The following is a 17660-nucleotide window of genomic DNA, read 5'->3' on the forward strand; positions in this document are numbered from 1 at the left end:
CACTGTGGAGCGGTGCCTCGCGAACCCCGTCGCCGCAGCCCCGCCGCCCTCGCCGGGACCGTCGTGGCGACCGGGGTCGTGGCCGCCGGGGCGGCCGTGGTGGGTGCACCGGACTGGTTCGGGCTGGCCGGGGAGCGCCCCTTCGTGTGGACGGTGCCGTTCCGCGTGCCCGTGGGGCTCGGCCTCGCCGGTCTCGCGGTCCTCACGGGGCTCACCGGTCTGCGGTGGCGACGCACCCTGCCCGCGGCGACGGCCCTGGCCCTGGCCGCCGCCGGGTCCCTCGGGACGACGCTCGCCCGCGGGGTGTCCGCCGGTGAGCTGCCCGCCGCCCGCGCCGGGGACGTCACCGTCCTGGCCGCCAACGTCTTCCTCGCCCGCGCCGACCGCGAGGGCGTGGCCCGCCTCGCCGTCGACGGTCGGGCCGACGTCGTCTCCCTGCCGGAGTCGACGCGGGAGTACGCCGACGACGTCGCCACCCGCATCGAGAGGGCCACGGGCACCGGCGTGCAGGTGTTCTTCCGCGACGACCGCGACGGCCGCTTCGGGACGGCGCTGCTCGTCGCCGACCGGCTGGGGGAGTACCGGGTGACCGGGGAGCTGACCGACGGGATCAAGGCGGTCGTCACCGCGGCGCCGGTGTCCGGGCAGGGACCGGTGCTGGCCGCGGCGCACACCGCGGCACCCGTCCCCGAGCTCCTCGCGCCGTGGGCCGTCGAGGTGCAGGCCGTCGCCGACTGGTGCGCGCGGACGCCCGGGGCGCTGCTCGCGGGCGACCTCAACGCGACCCTGGACCACCCCGGACTGCACCTGCGCGGGTCGTGCGTCGACGCGGGGGAGCAGACCGGCACGGGCGCGCGCGGCACCTGGCCGGCCGGCCACTCAGCCCTGCTCGGCGCCACGATCGACCACGCGCTGGCCGACGGGAACCGTTGGCGGGCGGTGGGTTCGCGCGTCGAGACGATCCCCGGCAGCGACCACCGGGCGTTGCTGTCACGGTGGCGGCCGGTGGGCTGAGCGCGCGTCCGTTGCTCCGAACGGGGGATTCCGGTCTGCGGATGCGTCCCGTTCGTGCGAACGCCGCCGGAAAGAGGTTGAGAGCCGTAGGGTCGTCCTGGTCGTCGCTCGTCCCCCTGTACGAGAGCGACCCCTGCGTCGCCGTCGGTCCCCCCGCCGACGGCGACGCGCTCACCCTGGCGGTGCACGGCCCGACCGGTGCTCCTAGGGTTCTCCCCGGCGCCCCGTCTCCTGCGCGGGTAGCGCGACCGGGCCTAGGAGGATCTCGATGACCACCCTGAACGACCGCGGTGTCGGCGCACCCGAGCGCACGATCGGTCAGCTCGTCGCCGACGCGACGAAGGACATGACCGAGCTCGTCCGCTACGAGATCGCGCTCGCCAAGGCCGAGATCACCGCCGACGTGAAGAACGGCGCCTTCGGTGGCGCCCTGTTCGCCGTCGCCGGGCTCTTCGGCTTCGTCGCCTTCGTCTTCCTCGGCATCACCGTCGCCTTCGCCCTGCACGAGGGCGCCGGCTGGGACGTCTGGCTGAGCTTCCTCGTCGTGGCCGCCGCGATGCTCGTCGTCGCCGGCATCGCCGCGGGCATCGGCTTCGGGCGCATCAAGCAGGTCCGCCCGCCGGAGCGCACCATCCGCACGTCCAAGGACAGCATCGCCGCCATCAAGGCTGCGGCGACCGGCAAGCCCGTCTCCAAGACCATCACCGGGCGTCCCGGCGCCCGCGGCATCGGGCACTGAGCCGGCGCTGAGCCGGTCCTGAGCGAGAGGCCCGCCACGCGAGCGGCCGCCACCGACGTCTCGGCCGTCCTGGTCGAGGGTCCGTGGCGGCACCGCCTCGTGGCGGCCCACGGCGCGCGGTTCCACGTCGCCGAGCTCGGTGAGGGACCGCTCGTCCTGCTCCTGCACGACTTCCCGCAGTTCTGGTGGGCCTGGCGCGCCCAGCTCGTCGCCCTCGCCTCGGCCGGCTACCGGACCGTCGCGATGGACCTGCGCGGCTACGGCGCCTCCGACAAGCCCCCGCGCGGGTACGACACCCCGACCTCGGCGGCCGACGTGGCCGCCGTCGTGCGGGCCCTCGGGGAACGCGACGCCGTCGTCGTGGGTCTCGGCATCGGGGGCCGGACCGCCTGGGCCCTGCCCTCCCTGCACCCCGAGCAGGTCCGCGGCGTCGTCGCCGTCGGCGCCGGCCACCCCCTCCTGACCCGTCACGTGCTGCGCGACCGCCTCGGCGAGCGCACCGGTCTCGCGGCCACCCGCACGGCCCTGGCCCGGCAGCTGCCCGCGCTGCCCGAGCGCTCCCTCGTCCACGGCGACGGCGTCGCCCGCGTCCTGCGCGAGCGGTCCGGCCCCGGCTGGCCCGCCGAGGAGGACGTCGCCCGCTACCGCGAGGCGGTCCGCGTCCCCTTCGTGGCCCACTCGGCGCTGGAGTACCACCGCTGGATCGCCCGGTCCGCCGTCCGCGCCGACGGCCGCCGCTTCGCCGCCGCCCTGCGCGACGGCACCGACGTGCCCGTGCTCCAGGTGCGCGGCGCCCTCGACCCCACCGTCTCCCGCGCGACCCTCGAGGCCGGCGCCCGCTTCGCCCTCGGCCCGCACCGCCTCGAGGAGGTGCCGGGCGTCGGCCACTACGTGCCCGAAGAGGCCCCCGCCCGCCTCGCCTCCTTGCTCGCCGGGTGGCTCGCGCGCTGGTGACCCCCCGCCGCCGGCGCCCGGGGGTGGGCTCGTTGACGCATCCGGCTCGCAGGTCGAGCCCGCCGTGACAGCGAGCCGGGGCGTGCCGGGGACCGTCGACGCGACGGGCCGGACCTACCGGCCCTCCGACGCAACGGTCCGAACGGCGGGGCCGCGGTCACTCCCTAGCGCAGCCCCCGATCCCCACGGCGTCGGTCCGCGAGCCCGCGGCGGCCAGCACGGCGTCGAGCTCGCGCGGCGTCAGGGCGTACCCGGTGTTCGCGTCGTCGAGCGACTTGGCGAACACGACGCCCGCGACCCGGCCGTCCGCGGTGAGCAGCGGGCCGCCGGAGTTGCCCGGCTGCACGGTCGCGTAGACGGAGTAGACCTCGCGCAGGACGTCGGCCGAGTCGAAGATGTCGCGGCCCTGGGCCTGGAGCACCTGCCGGATCCGCGCGGGTTCGGCGCGGTAGGGGCCGTCGAGCGGGTAGCCGGCGACGACGGCCGCGTCGCCGGCGGACAGCTGGTCGGCCCGGGGCAGGGGAGCGACGTCGAGACCGGGCACGTCGAGGACCGCGAGGTCGCGGCCGGGGTCGAACGCGACGACGGTCGCCGGGTAGCGGCGGGAGGACCCACCCGGCTGCACGACGGGGTCGGTGACACCCGCGACGACGTGGGCGTTCGTCACCACCCGGGCGTCCTCGCCGAGGCGGGCGGCGACGAACCCGCTGCCCTCCAGCCCGCGCTGGCAGCTCTCGGCCACGCCGGTGATCTTGACGACGGCCGGGAGCGGCTCCTGGAGGGCCTGCGGCGCCTGCCCGTCCGGCGCCTCGACGGGCGCGATGGGCTCTGGGTCCAGGCCGGTGAAGACGCGCGGGAACCCGCTGGCCTGCGCGGCGGACCAGAACCGGGTGAGCAGGTCGTCGGCGGCGGGCGGCACGACCCGGTCGGTGGCCGCGACCACGCGCGACCCCGTGACGGCCTGCACGACCGACGGCAACGGCGCCTGCCGCGCCGCGCCCGCGACGACCCACAGGACGAGCAGCGTCGCGACGGCCGAGGCCACAGCCCCCAGCAGGGCGTCGAGCACCTTCGCGGGCGCCCACCGCACGACAGACCGGATCCGGGCGGCCACCAGCCCCAGCACCACCCGGCCGACCACGGCGAGCGCGACCGTCCCCAGCACGACGGCCAGCGTCCGCCGGGCCCCGGTCTCCCAGCCGCTGACGACGGACGGCAGGAAGACGACTCCGAGCGCCGCGCCGCCGACGAGGCCCAGCAGGCTCGCGACCCCGACGAGGAAGCCCTCGCGGTACCCGGCGACGACCTGCGCGAGCAGCAGGAGGAGCAGGACCAGGTCGAGGACGTCGGAGCTGGTCACGCGCTCGCCCCCGCCCACTGCAGCGCCTCGTCGAGCGTGATGCTGCGCAGCTGCCCGAGGGGAACAGGCCGCAGCCCTCCGAGGTCGAGGACCCGGACGAGCACCTCCGCCGTGAACCCCCACACGAGCAGCCCGCGGACGGCGAACGCCGGGCCGGTGTAGCCGCCGGGTCCGCGCAGGCGTCGTTCGGCCGCGAACAGCTCGGCCAGCGGGACGCTCTCGACGCGCGCCACCTCCAGGGGGTCGACGACGCCGACGGGACCGCGCTCGCGCCAGTGCGCCACGACGGGGGTCACGCGGTGACCGGAGTGCGCCAGCCCCAGGGGCGGCAGCTCGCCGAGCACGTCGACGCCCGCCACGACGAGCCCGGTCTCCTCGGTGGCCTCGCGCAGCGCGGTGGCGGCGGCGTCCGCGTCGCCGGGGTCGGCGCGTCCGCCGGGGAACGCCACCTGGCCCGAGTGCTGACGCAGCGTCCCGGCGCGTTCGGTGAGCAGGACCTCGGGTCCGGACGGCCCGTCGCCCAGGAGCACGAGGACGGCGGCGGGTGTCGAGGTCCCCGTGAGGCGGCGATCCTCCCGCCACTGCAGGTCGGCGGCCGTGACGTCCGGCAGGCGCGCGGCGAGCGGGGCCAGCCACGGGGGCAGGGACGCGCTCACGCGAGCGCCGGCTGCTTGACGAGCGCGGCGGCCTTGACCGGGTCCATCTCCCCGATCCCGCCGGACGGGCACAACCGCAGCACCGGGCACGCCCCGCACGCCGGTCGCCGGCTGTGGCAGGTGCGGCGGCCGTGGAAGATCACCCGGTGGTTGAACATCGTCCAGTCCTTGCGCTGGATGAGCGCCGCGAGGTCCGTCTCCACCTTGACCGGGTCCTCGTGGGTGGTGAAGCCGAGCCGGCGGGACAGCCGGCCCACGTGGGTGTCGACGGTCAGACCGGGCACCCCGAAGGCGTCGCCCAGCACGACGTTCGCCGTCTTGCGGCCCACTCCGGCCAGCCGGACGAGGTCGCGCTGGCGCGGCGGGACGAGCCCGTCGTGCTCGGCGACGAGCTGAGCGGACAGCTTGAGGAGGTTGTCGGCCTTGGCGCGGAAGAACCCCGTCGGCTGGACGAGCGTCTCCAGCTCGGTCCGGTCGGCGGCCGCCATCGCCGCCGCCGTCGGGAAGCGGGCGAAGAGCGCGGGCGTGACCTGGTTGACGCGCCGGTCGGTGCACTGCGCGGACAGGACGGTCGCGACGAGCAGCTCGAACGGGGTCGTGAAGTCGAGCTCGCAGTGGGCGTCGGGGTAGCGCTGGGCCAGCAGCCGGTGCACGCGCCGGGCGCGGCGGGTCCGGGCCAGCTGCGTCTCCACCTGCGTGCTCACCGTGGCGAGCCTACGGGCGGTGCTCGACGCCTGCCGTCACCAGGGACTCCCGACGGGTGACGGCACACCACCGGGAGGGTGACGACTCGTCAAGAGGTCCGCGACCTGCGACGACACGGCTGTCATGGCACCGCGCGATCCCGAGTCCCCCGACCTGCCCGCCGTCCTCTCCCCCGAGGCTCTGGACGGCCGGCTGGAGCCCGTCCTGTCGGGCGTGCTCGAGGCCGCGGACGAGCTGAGCTGCCGCCGGACCGTCCGCGTGGAGCTGGCCGAGCTGCCGCTGCCCGCTCTGCGCCGCCGCCGCGCGCTGCTGCAGGAGGAGGTCCGCCGGGTCCAGCACTGGCACCGCCTCGTCCGCGCCCGCCGCGACCTGCTCGTCGCGACGGCCTGCGGGCCCGAGGAGCTGCACGTGCCGGTCGAGGCCGCCACGCACGGCGGGCCCCTGGAGCACCACCTCGAGCCGGCGGAGGACGCGCTGGACCCGGCCGAGGGGCTGCGCGGTCTGCTGCTGCTCGACCGCCCGATCCGCGGCGGGGGCCTGCCGGAGCAGCTGCGCGAGCTGTCGGACGCGCAGATCAGGTTGACCGAGTACGAGAACGCGCTGCTGGCCGAGCTGGCCGTCGCGACGGACGTGCTGGCCGAGCGGTGCCGGACGCTCTTCGGGGCTGCGACCCCCTGACGGGGGGCGGCCTCGTCGGTCACATCCGGGCTCGGTGGGGCAGACTGTCTCCGCGCGTGTCCGGGTGACGCGCGTCACGGGACTGCAGGACGCGGCACGGGAGGTCGTTCGTGGAGCACGAGGTCGAGCGCGGGACGGACGTCGATCGTCCCCTCGAACGTGCCGGCGACCGGCTCGGTGACGTCGTCCGCCGGGCGCCCCTGTTCGCCGCCCTGGACGACGAGGCGGCCGGCGAGCTGCTGGAGTCCATGGAGTCGGTCCACCTCGACCGCGGGCAGCAGTTGTTCGGCGAGGGGGAGGCCGGCGACCGCGTCTACGTCGTCCGCACCGGCAAGATCAAGCTCGTCCGCAGCTGGCCCGACGGCCGGGAGAACCTCCTCGCCGTGCTCGGGCCGGGGGAGATGTTCGGCGAGCTGTCGCTCTTCGACCCCGGACCGCGCACCAGCTCGGCCCGCGCGGTCTCCGAGTCCGAGCTCATCGCCCTGGGCCACGACGACATGCTGCGCTGGCTGGCCCGCCGCCCCGAGGTCGCCCGCCACCTGCTGCGGGCCCTGGCCCAGCGCCTGCGGCGGACGAACGTCGCCCTGGCCGACCTCGTCTTCACCGACGTGCCCGGCCGCGTCGCCAAGGCCCTGCTGGACCTGTCCCGCCGCTTCGGCCGGCCCATCGCGGACGGTCTGCTCGTCGCGCACGACCTCACGCAGGAGGAGCTCGCCCAGCTGGTCGGCGCCTCGCGGGAGACGGTCAACAAGGCCCTGGCCGACTTCGCCTCCCGCGGCTGGCTGCGGCTGGAAGCGCGGGCCGTCGTCCTGCACGACGTCGAGCGGCTGGCCAAGCGCGCTCGCTGACCCGTTCAGGGCTGCTGGGCGAGGAAGTCCAGCTGGGCCCTGATCGACTGCGCCGCAGCCCACTTCAACGTCCCCTCGAGCTGGCCGTGGACGGCGACGAGGACGTCGTCGACGCCGCGGTGGCCGGCGGCGAGAGCCCGGCGCACCTGGTCCAGGCGGTCCAGCCGGTGCTGCCGCTGCGTCGACAGTGCGGCGCGCGGGTCCCGCACCACGGGCCCGTGGCCAGGCAGGACGACGTCGGCGTCCAGGGTGAGCAGCAGGTCGAGGGAGCGCAGGTAGTCGCCGAGGTCCCCGCCCTGGTCGACGCCCTGCTGGTGGCCGGTGGCGATGACCGTGCTGCCGCGGCCGAGCAGGGTGTCGCCCGTGAGCAGTTCGCCGGTGTCGAGCAGCACGCAGACGGAGTCCGACGTGTGGCCGGGGGTGGCCAGGACCCGCAGGCGCAGCCCGGCGACCTCGTGCGTCCCGGCCTCGCGGACGACGGGGGCGGGGTGCTCGGCCAGGAACGCGTCCATCCCGCCGACGTGATCGCGGTGGCGGTGCGTGCCGACGACGAGCACCACCCGTCGCCCCGCGAGGACGGTGCCGATCGCGGCCCGGTGGGCCGGGTCGTCCTCGCCCGGGTCCACCACGACGGCCTCGTCCGACCCGGGCGTCGACAGCACCCAGGTGTTGGTGCCGTCCAGGGTCATCGGGCCGGCGTTGTCCTCCAGGACGCAGGTGGCCCGGTCCGTGACCGGGCCACCGGTCCACCGGGGCGGCACGGACTCAGGAGCGGACACGCACCGTGATCTCGACCTCGACGGGGGAGTCGAGCGGCAGGACCGCGACCCCGACGGCGCTGCGCGCGTGCTGACCGGCGTCGCCGAAGACGTCCCGCAGCAGGTTCGAGGCGCCGTTGACGACTCCGGGCTGGCCCGTGAAGGAGGGGTCGCTGGCGACGAAGCCGACGACCTTGACGACGCGTTCGATGGCGTCGACGCCGCCGGCGACGCTCGCGGCCGCTGCGATGGCGTTCAGCGCGCACGTCGCCGCCAGCTGCTGGGCCGTGTCCGCGTCGACGTCCGCGCCGACCTTGCCGGTGACGGCGAGCTGCCCGTCGACGAAGGGGAGCTGCCCGGACGTCAGGACGAGGTCGCCGTCGCGGACGGCCGGCACGTAGGAGGCCACCGGCGCGGCGACCTCGGGCAGCGTCAGCCCCAGCTCCGCCAAGCGCTGCGAGGCGCTCACGGACGGGGCGGTCACTGCTTGGGCCGCTTCAGGTAGGCGACGAGGCCGTTGCCGTCGGGGCCCGTGACGACTTGGACGAGCTCCCAGCCGTCACTGCCCCACTGGTCGAGGATCTGCTTCGTCGCGTGGACGATCAGCGGGACGGTGGCGTACTCCCAGGTGGTCATGGCGGCCACCGTAGTGGCCGCCCCCGACACGACCCAGGGGTCCCGTCCTCGACCCGTCCTCAGACGGCGGCGACGACCTTCGCCGACTCCGTCGCCTGGACCGGCGATGTCGTGCCCGACCCCGTGACCTCGCCCGCCGCGGTGCTCAGCGCGGCGTCGCGGGCGGTCTCCAGCAGGCGGCGCCAGGACTGCACGTTCGGCCGGCGCTTGAGCAGCGCGCGGCGTTCGCGCTCGGTCATCCCGCCCCAGACACCGAACTCGATCCGGCTGTCCAGCGCGTCGGCCAGGCACTCGGTGCGCACGGGGCACCCGCCGCAGATCTGCTTCGCGCGGTTCTGCGCCGAACCCTGCACGAACAGGTCGTCCGCCGTGCTGGCCTTGCAGGCCCCACGACTCGCCCACTCCAACGTCCACGCCATCGACGGCCCCTCCCGTCAGCGTCCTCGCCGGCCTGAGGCCGCAGCGGCCCCGGTTCCCCCCGGTTCGGAACGATCCCTGTGAATCTCCGTGAGTGCCCACGAGTGGGCACCCCCGCAGCGTATGGTCGGCCGCACGGCCCCTCCCAGAGCCTCTTGTGACGAACTCGCGTAGTCACTTCGGGCTAGTCCGGCGTCCCTCGGGTGGCGCAACGGAGCGCGGGTCGCGGCCCGGTCACGATCCTGCGCACACCGTGCGGAGGACGTGTGGACGCTCCCGAGCCCCCACCCGCTCCGCTTACCCTGACGGCATGGCCCCTCGCTCCACGCAGCACACCCGGCGCCCGGTCTTCCGCCTGCTCGCCGCGTTCGCCGCGGTCAGCGCCGCCGGCGGCGTGCTCAGCGCCGGGCTCGTCGTCCCCGCCGTCGCCGCGACGGGGAGCCTGACGAGCGAGGGCGTCGACATCTTCAACGAGCTCCCGGCCGACCTGGGGGACAAGACGCTGTCCGAGGCGTCGACGATCCTCTACGCGGACAACACACCCATGGCGAAGGTCTACGACCAGAACCGGTCGGTCATCTCCTTCGACCAGATCGCCCCCGTCATGCGCGACGCGATCGTCTCCATCGAGGACGACCGCTTCTACAGCCACGGCGCCGTGGACGTGAAGGGCATCGTCCGCGCCCTGGTCTCCAACGCCGGCGGCGGCAGCACCCAGGGCGCGTCGACGCTGACCCAGCAGTTCGTCAAGAACGTCCTCGTGCAGCAGGCCGTCCAGCAGGGTGACTCCCAGGCTGCAGCGGCCGCCGTCGAGGCCGACGGGGTCGACGGCTACGCCCGCAAGCTGCGCGAGATGAAGCTCGCCATCGGGGTCGAGAAGGAGATGTCGAAGGACGACATCCTCACCGGCTACCTCAACGTCTCCTACTTCCAGAACAACGTCTACGGCGTCGAGGCCGCGGCGCAGTACTACTTCTCCACCTCCGCGGCGAACCTGACGCTGCCGCAGGCGGCGCTGCTGGCCGGCATGGTGCAGAACCCGGCGGCGTACAACCCGGTGAAGTACCCGGACGCCTCGGTGAAGCGGCGCAACATCGTGCTGAACCGCATGCTCGAGCTCGGGAAGATCGACCAGGCGACGCACGACGCGGCCGTCGCGGCGCCGGTGGGCCTGAACCCCAACCCCAGCCGGCAGGGCTGCCTGGCTGCCGGGACGGCGGCCTACTTCTGCGACTACGTCGTCCACGTCATCGAGAGCGACCCCGCCTTCGGCGCGACGCCCGAGGACCGGCGCAACCTCCTGCGCCGCGGTGGTCTGACGATCAAGACGACGCTGAACCCGGTCATCCAGAACATCACGCAGAAGGCCGTCAACGACGGGGTGAACCCCGGTCAGGACGTGCGGTCCGCTGCGTCCTTCGTCCAGCCCGGCACCGGGCAGATCCTCGCGATGGCGCAGGACACGACGTACTCCCCGGACGAGGACCAGATCGGCGTCACGACGCTGAACTACAACGTCGGTCAGTCGATGGGGGGCACGGCGGGGTTCCAGCAGGGTTCGACCTTCAAGCCCTTCACCCTCGCGACGTGGCTGAAGTCCGGGAAGTCCTTGGACTCCAGCGTCTCCGCCCCCAGCTCGGGCAACGACCCGTTCAGCGCCTTCAAGGCCTGCGGGCAGAAGCTGCGCGGCGGTCGCTACCAGTACAGCAACTCCGAGGGTGGCGGGAACGGCGGCGCCATGACCGTCCGGCAGGCCACCGCGAACTCCGTGAACACCGCCTTCATGTCGATGGAGAAGCAGCTCGACATCTGCGACATCACGGCGACCGCGCAGTCGCTGGGTGTCTACAAGGCCGCCCCCACCAAGAACTTCCTGACGGGCGAGAAGAACCTCGACCTCGACCAGAACCCGTCGATGACGCTGGGGACCAACCTCGTGTACCCGCTCGAGGTCGCCGGGGCGTACGCGGCCTTCGCCGCCGACGGCAACTTCTGCAAGCCGACGGCGATCATCGAGGTGCTCGACACCAACGGCAAGCCGCTGCAGGTCCCGTCGGCGGACTGCAAGCAGGTCCTCGACGTCAACGTCGCCCGCAACGTCACCGAGGCGCTCCGGCTCGGCTGGACGAGCGGGACGGCGAAGGGCGTCGGCAAGGGCGTCATGGACGGCCGCCAGGTCGCGTCCAAGACGGGGACGACGAACGACAGCCAGAACGTCTGGTTCGCCGCCTACACCCCGCAGATGGCCGGGGCCGTCTGGGTCGGGCACCACCAGGGCGTGAAGTCCCTGAACGGCGCCCGCATCAACGGCAAGCGCGTGGGTCGGGTGTTCGGGGCGACGATCCCCGGCCCCATCTGGGCCAACGCCGTGGGACCGTCGCTCGAGGCGCTCAACGCGCCCAAGGAGACGTTCACCGACGGCACGAACGACGGCCTGAAGACCACCACCGTGGACGGCAAGATCCGCGTCCCGAACGTCGTGGGTCGCAGCGTGTCCTCCGCCACCTCGGCCCTGCAGGCCGCCGGCTTCCAGGTCTCGGTGGCCAGTGGACGGGTCCAGTCGACGAGCGTCGCCGCGGGTCTGGTCGCCTCGCAGAGCGCCCGGTCCGCCGCGGCCGGCGCGACGATCACGATCACCCGCAGCTCGGGTGCCCCGCCGGCGCCGAGCCCCACGCAGCCGGCACCGACGCAGACCTCGGAGGCCCCCGGCATCCAGCTGCCGACGGACCTGCCGTCGCTGCCGTCCCTGCCGCAGGCGCCGACGGGGCAGTGACCTCGGCGCCGACCTCAGCTCCCCGCTGACCCGACCGGGCCGGTGGTGGACCCGCACCGCGCGGTCCGCCACCGGCCCGTTCCGTTCCGGGGTGGACGTGCGGCGCGCTGCGACGGACGACGGACGCGGTCACGACCTTCGGCGGTCGCCGCCCACTGGCGCCGCTGCCAGCCTGAGACCTCCCGATCGAGGAGGTTGCCGTGGACGCTCTGGTGGACGACCTGACGCTCGTGCTGCTCGACCCGTCCAGCGGGCGGTCGCTGGTGGACGGCACCCGAGCCCGCGCCGTGCTGGGGGGAGCCGTGCTGCTCGACCTGGCCCTGCGCGAGCGGCTCGTCGCCGAGCCGGCCCGGTGGGGCGGCGACAGGGTGCAGGTGCACGACCCGTCCCCGACGGGCGACGCCGTCCTCGACCACGCCCTGGCGCGCCTCGGGACCCGGCGCACGGCGGCGAGCACCGCGGTCACGCGGATCTCCGGCGGGCGGACCGGGCAGCTCGTGCGCGAGAGGCTCGCCGCCCGCGGCGCCGTCCGGCACGAACCGGGCGGGTTCCTGCGGTTCTCGAGGGAGCACCCCGACCCGGCGGTGCGGGAGCCGCTCGTCGCGGCCGTCGCCGCCGCGCTGCAGGGCACGCGGCCCGTCACCGCGCGGACGGCGGCCCTGGTGTCCCTCGTCCACTCCGTGGGGGCCGTGGGCAAGGTCGCTCCGGGGCACGGCTGGTCCCGCAAGGAGCTCGACGCCCGCGTGGCGTCCGTCGCCAAGACCCTCGACGACGGTCAGTGGGCCGGCAGCGCCGTCGCGGCGGCCGTCCGGTCCGCGCAGGCCGCCGTCACCGCCGCGATCGTCGCCAGCACCTCGGCGGCCACGGCGGGGGCCGCGTCGAGCTAGGGGTCAGGCCTGGAGGCGGGCCTTCACCGCACCGGACAGCCGCTTGCCGTCGGCGCGACCGGCGACCTTCGGCTTGAGCTGCGACATGACCGCACCCATGGCGCCCATGCCCGTCAGGCCCTCGCCCGTGGCGACGAGGACGGCCTCGTCGACGAGCTCGGTGAGCTCCTCGTCGGTCAGCGGGGTCGGCAGGTAGGTCTCGATGACGCCCAGCTCGCCGCGCTCGCGCTCGGCCTGCTCGACCCGGCCGGCGCCGTCGTAGGCCTCCGCCGCCTCGCGCCGCTTCTTGGCCTCGCGCTGCAGGACGGTGACGACCTCCTCGTCGGACAGCGTGCGCGCCGACTTCCCGGCGACCTCCTCGCCGCGGACGGCGGTGAGCACCATGCGCAGGGTGGCCGACCGCAGCTCGTCGCGAGCCTTCATGGCGGTGGTCAGGTCGGTCTGCAGGGTGTCCTTGAGGGTGTCGCTCATGAGGGCGATCCTCCCACCCCCGTCGAGCCGTTTCCCGGCCGCGCGGGAGGATGACCGGATGCCCAGCGCTGCCGGAGTCCTCAAGGCCACCGCCGGAACCGTCGGCCTCGCCGCCCTCGCCACGGGGGCCGGCCTCGGGTACGCGGCCGGGTACGAGGTGCGGGCCTTCGCCCTGCGCCACGCCGTCGTCCCGGTGCTGCCCGTCGGCGCCCGGCCGCTGCGGGTCCTGCACCTGTCCGACCTGCACCTCGTGCCGCGCCAGCACCGCAAGCGCGAGTGGGTCGCGGCCCTGGCCGACCTCGAGCCGGACCTCGTCGTCAGCACCGGTGACAACCTCGCCTCCCTCGACGCCGTTCCCGCGGTGCTGGAGACGTACGCGGGGCTGCTGCGCAGGCCCGGGGTGTTCGTCCTGGGCTCCAACGACTACTGGGCGCCGCGGCCGCGCAACTGGGCCCGCTACCTCAAGGGCCCCTCGAGGATCCCCATGCCCGAGGAGATCCCGCGGCTGCCCACGGACGACCTCGTCCGCGGCTTCACCGACGCCGGCTGGGTCGACCTCGACAACGTGCGGACGCGGCTGACCGTGGCCGGGCTGGACCTGGAGTTCGTCGGTGTCGACGACCCGCACCTGCGCTACGACCGGTACCACGACGTCGCGGGCGGAGCCGCCGCCGACGCGGACCTCACCATCGGCGTCACCCACGCCCCCTACCGCCGCACCCTCGACGCCATGACGGCCGACGAGGCGGGGTTGATCCTCGCCGGCCACACGCACGGCGGGCAGCTCTGCGTGCCGGGCTTCGGGGCGCTCGTGACCAACTGCGACATCCCGCGGAAGCAGGTGTCCGGACTGTCCCGGTGGTCGGCCGCCGGCCACGACGCGTGGCTGCACGTCTCCGCCGGCTTGGGGACGTCCCCCTACGCCCCGGTCCGGTTCGCGTGCCGTCCCGAGGCGACGCTGCTGGAGCTCGTGCCGGTGCGCTGACCTCCGGACGGGTGGGTACTGGTTCGGAGCACCGTCCCGCGTGGGCTACTCTTGTCGAGGTCGTTCACGCGGCCATCGGGGTGTGGCGCAGCTTGGTAGCGCGCTTCGTTCGGGACGAAGAGGCCGCAGGTTCAAATCCTGTCACCCCGACCAGCAAGACCGCAGGTCAGAGGCCCGGAACCGCAAGAACGCGGCCGGGCCTCTGACGTTGTGAGTGACTGACTGAGTAACTATCCCCTTGGAGGGGTCATGGCCATCACCGCTGCTTAAGCCCGAGCGCGGCTGAGTGCACTCATTGGGCCTTTGTCAGTACCGGTTCTCCAGTCGGCTCAGGACCAGGGCCGTAGCGACGATAGCGCCGATGCGCCACGGGCACAGGTTGACCCGGTGCAGAGCCCGCCAGCGGGTCCTTGGGTGGGCGATGCCGTGCTCGACCAAGGCCCGTTCGGCGCTGACGTAGGAGTTCCAGCCCCGGGTGCTGGAGTCAAGAACCTGCCCAGCCATGGGACGGCGAACGGGCACTCGGGTACCGGCCCCAGCGCCGGTGTACGCCTTGTCGGCCAAGGTGGGGACACCTTCACGAGCAGCGACGTACAACGCCGGCAGAGCGTGTAAGCGGGCCGCGGTCAGGTCATGGGTGCAGCCCGGCTCCACGGGCGAGACCCACATCGGCCGCCTTTCAACATCGATGAGGACTTAGACCAGACCGCCGTGCTGACGGTGCTTTCCGGAGTACCAGCGGTCACGCGGGCTCCCGGGGTCGCGGATGCAGTCGGTGTCGATCAGCGTGCCATCGAGCAACAGATGCTCCTCGCCCCGAGCCACGGCTGCGACTACGACGTCGGGCAGCGCCGGCGCCTGGGCGGCGAGCACGTCGAGTGCGTCATGGACTTAGCAGTGGGCGGTACTAAGCGAGACGTTGTCATCTCGGGCGAGGTTGGCCACCGCAGCGCGCTGGCGCATGAACCGCAACAGGACGACCACCTGCGCGAAGCATCCCAATCCTCGCTGGCCTCGCAGGTCCCGACCGCCAGGCGCTGGGCGGGGAGCAGGCGGGCGATCGCCTGAGCGAGGTCATGGGAGACCTCGAGGCGGGCACGGTAGACGAGCACGAGGCGTTTTGACCGGTGCGTCGGCTGAGCCTGGTCGCCGCCATCGTGACCGCCCAGGCCCTACGTGCCCCACGCCTCCGGCGCCGCCCCTCCCGGCGCTGATCATGTTGCCTCTGGCAGAGCCTCAGTCCACGACCAGCCACCGACATCCTGAAAAGTCCCACAACATGGTCACATAGTGTGCATGATGAGTTACATGGAGTATGGACATAGTCGAACTGTAGATGCTGCTGCCCTTCTGCTCAAAGAACATGCGTTCCCAAAAGCACCGCTCGAAGAGATCACGTCAATAGCTGCGGCTGCTCTAAGGCCTGACCCAAGAATTTTTCCCGGAGAGTTTGTCGGTCGAGCACGAGACGTTCTCCGTGCGATGGCTCAACAACTTTATGCGCCTTCCGCTCAAGACAACTTGCTACGGCGAACGGCCGAAGCCGCTGAGCGGTCACGCCTAGCTATCGCACTAGGGCTCGATAAAGGCTGCGATCCCGAAATTGGTCCACGCGTCGCTGAGGTTGTGGCCCATGCATTGGGGGAACAGCCAGTAGGCGATGTGGAGGAGGTAGGAGCGGCGGACGCGTTGGCGTTGTGGGTCTTGGGGCGCTTGGCCCACGAGTCGGCCTTGACTCATCACACGCGCCAGTACCTCACGGGACGTGGAGCCGAGCAGGGCTTGCGGGCGGTGACCTGGATGCACCGATGGAATGATCACTTCGAGCAGGACAGAATTCGCGACATTCACCTATTGCTGTCAGGGTTCCCCATGGCCAAAGAGTGCGCTCTTAGCCTTCTGCAGGGCGGGCAACTGGAACAGTCCTCTAAGCCATTCTTCCTGCAGGCCCTTAAACAGTGCGGGGATGCCGCGGAGATAGATAAGGTTGAAGCATACTGCCAACTGCTTTTCGACGTGCCTTTGACATTTCGCTGGTGCGACGCTCCCCGGGATTCCACGGCGATCCATCTGGTGGCAAGCGCTCAAGCGGCGGCGCGGCCTCGCATTGAAATCTATCACGCAGGTGACCGGTTGTTTCCTCTACAAGGTCCGGGCATATCCTTTTCCTTACTGGCGGGCAGTCTTGATCTCGCAGGACCGGACGCCTCTTCCGCTTGGCATGAAAAGGCCGTCTTGGAGGCGGCGAAGAAGTTAGCCGGTAAACATGCGTTTGTGCGTGCAGGGGTCGCCTGGCACCGCGACGCCGGGCAAACGCGAAGCCATGAAGGAGAGATTGATGCTTTGGCCTTGACCGATGGCTTCGTCTTCGATTTTCAGGCGAAGGCCGCCTCCCGTGGGGGAGGAACGGAGCGAATAAACACCGTGCGTACCGATGCATTGGCGCAGCACATCCGACTGAAGAAGCACCTTAAAGACGGAATTCATCTGATCGATAGGAAGAGGTCAAAACCTCTACGTAAGCAGCTTGCTAGTGGTCAAAATTTCCATGTGCCGATCAGTGTTGGGATTGAAACACACACGGAATTTTCCGTCGGTGGTGGACTCAGTCGCGACACTATTCCTAGAGTGATCACAACTCTTGATCATCTACGACTAGTGAATGATGTAGTTCCAGAGGTCTTTCGGGCAATCTACTGGTTAGATCGTTTGGGCGCCGAAGCATACTCACTTCGCTTCGTTGATGAGGTTGACTTCCTCGGGCGTTGGCTGGTTCTACTAAATGGCGGCGACACCGGGGCTGTTACGGATAGAGAATTTGTCTTTTCTGGGGACTGGCCGTTGGAAAGATACCTGGTGGCGAGAAACACTACCGTTGGGGGCATTAGTCTTGAACCCCACGCCTCCGAAGCGCGGCGTCGTCTCAATGAGGGATCCCCGGTCGCTGTGGCCTCAACGCTGTACAGCATTCTGCGTAAGCTACAAGAAAAACAAGTGTCAGGGCACCTACCTTTCCTTTACCGTCTCGTGAACTGGCGGCTGGACGAGCTCGACGGCGCCATTCGCAACGGAATAGACATTGACGGAGGCGTGGGCCCCGGGGGGTGGGCCCTTAGACACGGTGTCTCGTCGGACACGTTGGCGCGCGAGGAGAACGATAGTTCGCCTAACTGCCGGCCGATCGTTCTCCATCGAAGCCCTGAAGGCACCTGGGGTCTTTGGACTAGCAAAGGATTTGGCCAGGATTTCTGGAATGCCCTAACGTCTGGCAAACTTTCGCGGTTTGTCGCTGTCCACGAAAGGCCGAGGCTCGAAAACTAGGTGAGTCTTTGTCAGTAGCGTCTGGCCGCCACTGACAAAGACTCATTGAGCAGGTCAACGATGATCAAGTGGCTGTGGAGATCACGACTGCCGGGACAACGGCATACCTTGTGCCCGAGGACGAGCACCTGTCGCTGCGCAAGACGGGTGAACCTGTTGCGGCCCCGCACAACGCCGGACAACTTTGGGAAAGCTTCGCCGAGATCCGAAGCAGAGAAGGAGACTCCCGAAATGTGGTTGAAGTTAGGCTTGCTCCAGTCGTCGAAGCGCGAGAGGCGAAGATGCTTTTCGCAGTCAAGATAACCTCCGCGGCTGTTATGTCGATCCTAGATGTACCCGGCCAGGACGTTGGTGACAGCGCGTCGGCTTGAACGAGGGAGGACCTCCGAGTGGGGTGTGACTTGTCGAAGGTCCACATCCACCCGGAGGTCCTCGTGGCCCACGCTAACGCCCGCACC

The 17660-nt window shown here is 71.7% G+C and carries 18 protein-coding genes, 1 tRNA gene and 1 pseudogene; 11 read left to right on the forward strand and 9 right to left on the reverse strand.

Annotated elements, in window-relative coordinates; genetic code table 11:
• The first annotated feature begins 12 nt into the window (after positions 1-12).
• The 3 genes from AB1207_RS07685 (at position 13) to AB1207_RS07695 (ending at position 2707) form a co-directional block, all read left to right on the forward strand.
• On the forward strand, positions 13-1014 hold the full coding sequence (locus AB1207_RS07685) for an endonuclease/exonuclease/phosphatase family protein (RefSeq protein ID WP_367637380.1): 1002 nt from the start codon (positions 13-15) through the stop codon (positions 1012-1014).
• Between the two features lie 268 nt (positions 1015-1282).
• Positions 1283-1753 carry a phage holin family protein gene (locus tag AB1207_RS07690; protein WP_367637382.1) on the forward strand — a complete coding sequence of 157 codons (471 nt, stop codon included), beginning with the start codon at positions 1283-1285 and terminating at the stop codon, positions 1751-1753.
• 99 nt (positions 1754-1852) lie between these two features.
• A complete protein-coding gene (locus tag AB1207_RS07695) occupies positions 1853-2707 on the forward strand; it encodes an alpha/beta fold hydrolase (RefSeq protein WP_367637383.1) in 855 nt (284 codons plus the stop codon).
• A gap of 157 nt (positions 2708-2864) precedes the next feature.
• On the opposite strand, the gene AB1207_RS07700 is transcribed toward AB1207_RS07695, so the two are convergent.
• Genes AB1207_RS07700 through nth form a run of 3 tightly spaced genes read right to left on the reverse strand, consistent with a single transcriptional unit; the run spans position 2865 to position 5427 of the window.
• Positions 2865-4067: a MarP family serine protease gene (locus AB1207_RS07700; protein WP_367637384.1), complete on the reverse strand. Its 1203-nt coding sequence runs from the start codon at positions 4065-4067 to the stop codon at positions 2865-2867.
• Complete coding sequence (locus tag AB1207_RS07705; protein ID WP_367637385.1) at positions 4064-4723, reverse strand: NUDIX hydrolase; 660 nt, start codon at positions 4721-4723, stop codon at positions 4064-4066. The genes AB1207_RS07700 and AB1207_RS07705 overlap by 4 nt, the downstream gene beginning before the upstream one ends.
• Positions 4720-5427, reverse strand: coding sequence for an endonuclease III (gene nth, locus AB1207_RS07710; RefSeq protein ID WP_367637386.1), 708 nt, complete (start codon positions 5425-5427; stop codon positions 4720-4722). Before nth ends, AB1207_RS07705 begins: the two co-directional genes overlap by 4 nt.
• A 124-nt stretch (positions 5428-5551) precedes the next feature.
• Between nth and AB1207_RS07715 the strand changes: the two genes are divergently transcribed.
• Positions 5552-6106, forward strand: a complete 555-nt coding sequence (locus AB1207_RS07715) for a hypothetical protein (protein ID WP_367637388.1) — start codon at positions 5552-5554, stop codon at positions 6104-6106.
• Positions 6107-6306: 200 nt separating this feature from the next.
• Positions 6307-6954: a Crp/Fnr family transcriptional regulator gene (locus AB1207_RS07720; protein ID WP_367637423.1), complete on the forward strand. Its 648-nt coding sequence runs from the start codon at positions 6307-6309 to the stop codon at positions 6952-6954.
• Between the two features lie 5 nt (positions 6955-6959).
• On the opposite strand, the gene AB1207_RS07725 is transcribed toward AB1207_RS07720, so the two are convergent.
• Genes AB1207_RS07725 through AB1207_RS07740 form a run of 4 tightly spaced genes read right to left on the reverse strand, consistent with a single transcriptional unit; the run spans position 6960 to position 8767 of the window.
• The gene (locus AB1207_RS07725; RefSeq protein WP_367637389.1) at positions 6960-7715 is read right to left on the reverse strand and encodes an MBL fold metallo-hydrolase; all 756 of its coding nucleotides are present in this window, start codon (positions 7713-7715) and stop codon (positions 6960-6962) included.
• A gap of 4 nt (positions 7716-7719) precedes the next feature.
• Entirely contained in the window at positions 7720-8181 is a 462-nt protein-coding gene (locus AB1207_RS07730) for a RidA family protein (RefSeq protein ID WP_367637390.1), read from the reverse strand.
• Between the two features lie 11 nt (positions 8182-8192).
• Complete coding sequence (sp36, locus tag AB1207_RS07735) at positions 8193-8348, reverse strand: Sp36 family protein (RefSeq protein WP_146149365.1); 156 nt, start codon at positions 8346-8348, stop codon at positions 8193-8195.
• A 59-nt stretch (positions 8349-8407) separates the two neighbouring features.
• Positions 8408-8767 carry a WhiB family transcriptional regulator gene (locus AB1207_RS07740; protein WP_367637392.1) on the reverse strand — a complete coding sequence of 120 codons (360 nt, stop codon included), beginning with the start codon at positions 8765-8767 and terminating at the stop codon, positions 8408-8410.
• A gap of 308 nt (positions 8768-9075) precedes the next feature.
• Between AB1207_RS07740 and AB1207_RS07745 the strand changes: the two genes are divergently transcribed.
• Positions 9076-11538: a penicillin-binding protein gene (locus tag AB1207_RS07745; protein ID WP_367637394.1), complete on the forward strand. Its 2463-nt coding sequence runs from the start codon at positions 9076-9078 to the stop codon at positions 11536-11538.
• Between the two features lie 200 nt (positions 11539-11738).
• The gene (locus AB1207_RS07750) at positions 11739-12425 is read left to right on the forward strand and encodes a GOLPH3/VPS74 family protein (protein WP_367637396.1); all 687 of its coding nucleotides are present in this window, start codon (positions 11739-11741) and stop codon (positions 12423-12425) included.
• Positions 12426-12428: 3 nt separating this feature from the next.
• On the opposite strand, the gene AB1207_RS07755 is transcribed toward AB1207_RS07750, so the two are convergent.
• Entirely contained in the window at positions 12429-12896 is a 468-nt protein-coding gene (locus AB1207_RS07755) for a GatB/YqeY domain-containing protein (RefSeq protein WP_367637398.1), read from the reverse strand.
• 58 nt (positions 12897-12954) lie between these two features.
• Between AB1207_RS07755 and AB1207_RS07760 the strand changes: the two genes are divergently transcribed.
• Together AB1207_RS07760 and AB1207_RS07765 are read left to right on the forward strand one after the other, a co-directional pair.
• Entirely contained in the window at positions 12955-13881 is a 927-nt protein-coding gene (locus tag AB1207_RS07760; protein WP_367637400.1) for a metallophosphoesterase, read from the forward strand.
• A 76-nt stretch (positions 13882-13957) separates the two neighbouring features.
• Positions 13958-14034: transfer RNA gene (locus AB1207_RS07765), tRNA-Pro, on the forward strand.
• Between the two features lie 153 nt (positions 14035-14187).
• Here the strand turns inward: AB1207_RS07765 and AB1207_RS24485 are convergent.
• Positions 14188-14993, reverse strand: a pseudogene (locus AB1207_RS24485) (transposase family protein).
• Positions 14994-15180: 187 nt separating this feature from the next.
• Between AB1207_RS24485 and AB1207_RS07780 the strand changes: the two are divergent.
• Complete coding sequence (locus AB1207_RS07780) at positions 15181-17202, forward strand: hypothetical protein (protein ID WP_367637403.1); 2022 nt, start codon at positions 15181-15183, stop codon at positions 17200-17202.
• Positions 17203-17270: 68 nt separating this feature from the next.
• On the forward strand, positions 17271-17573 hold the full coding sequence (locus AB1207_RS07785; protein ID WP_367637404.1) for a hypothetical protein: 303 nt from the start codon (positions 17271-17273) through the stop codon (positions 17571-17573).
• Positions 17574-17660: the final 87 nt, after the last annotated feature.

Source organism: Kineococcus endophyticus (assembly GCF_040796495.1).
GTDB lineage: Bacteria > Actinomycetota > Actinomycetes > Actinomycetales > Kineococcaceae > Kineococcus > Kineococcus endophyticus.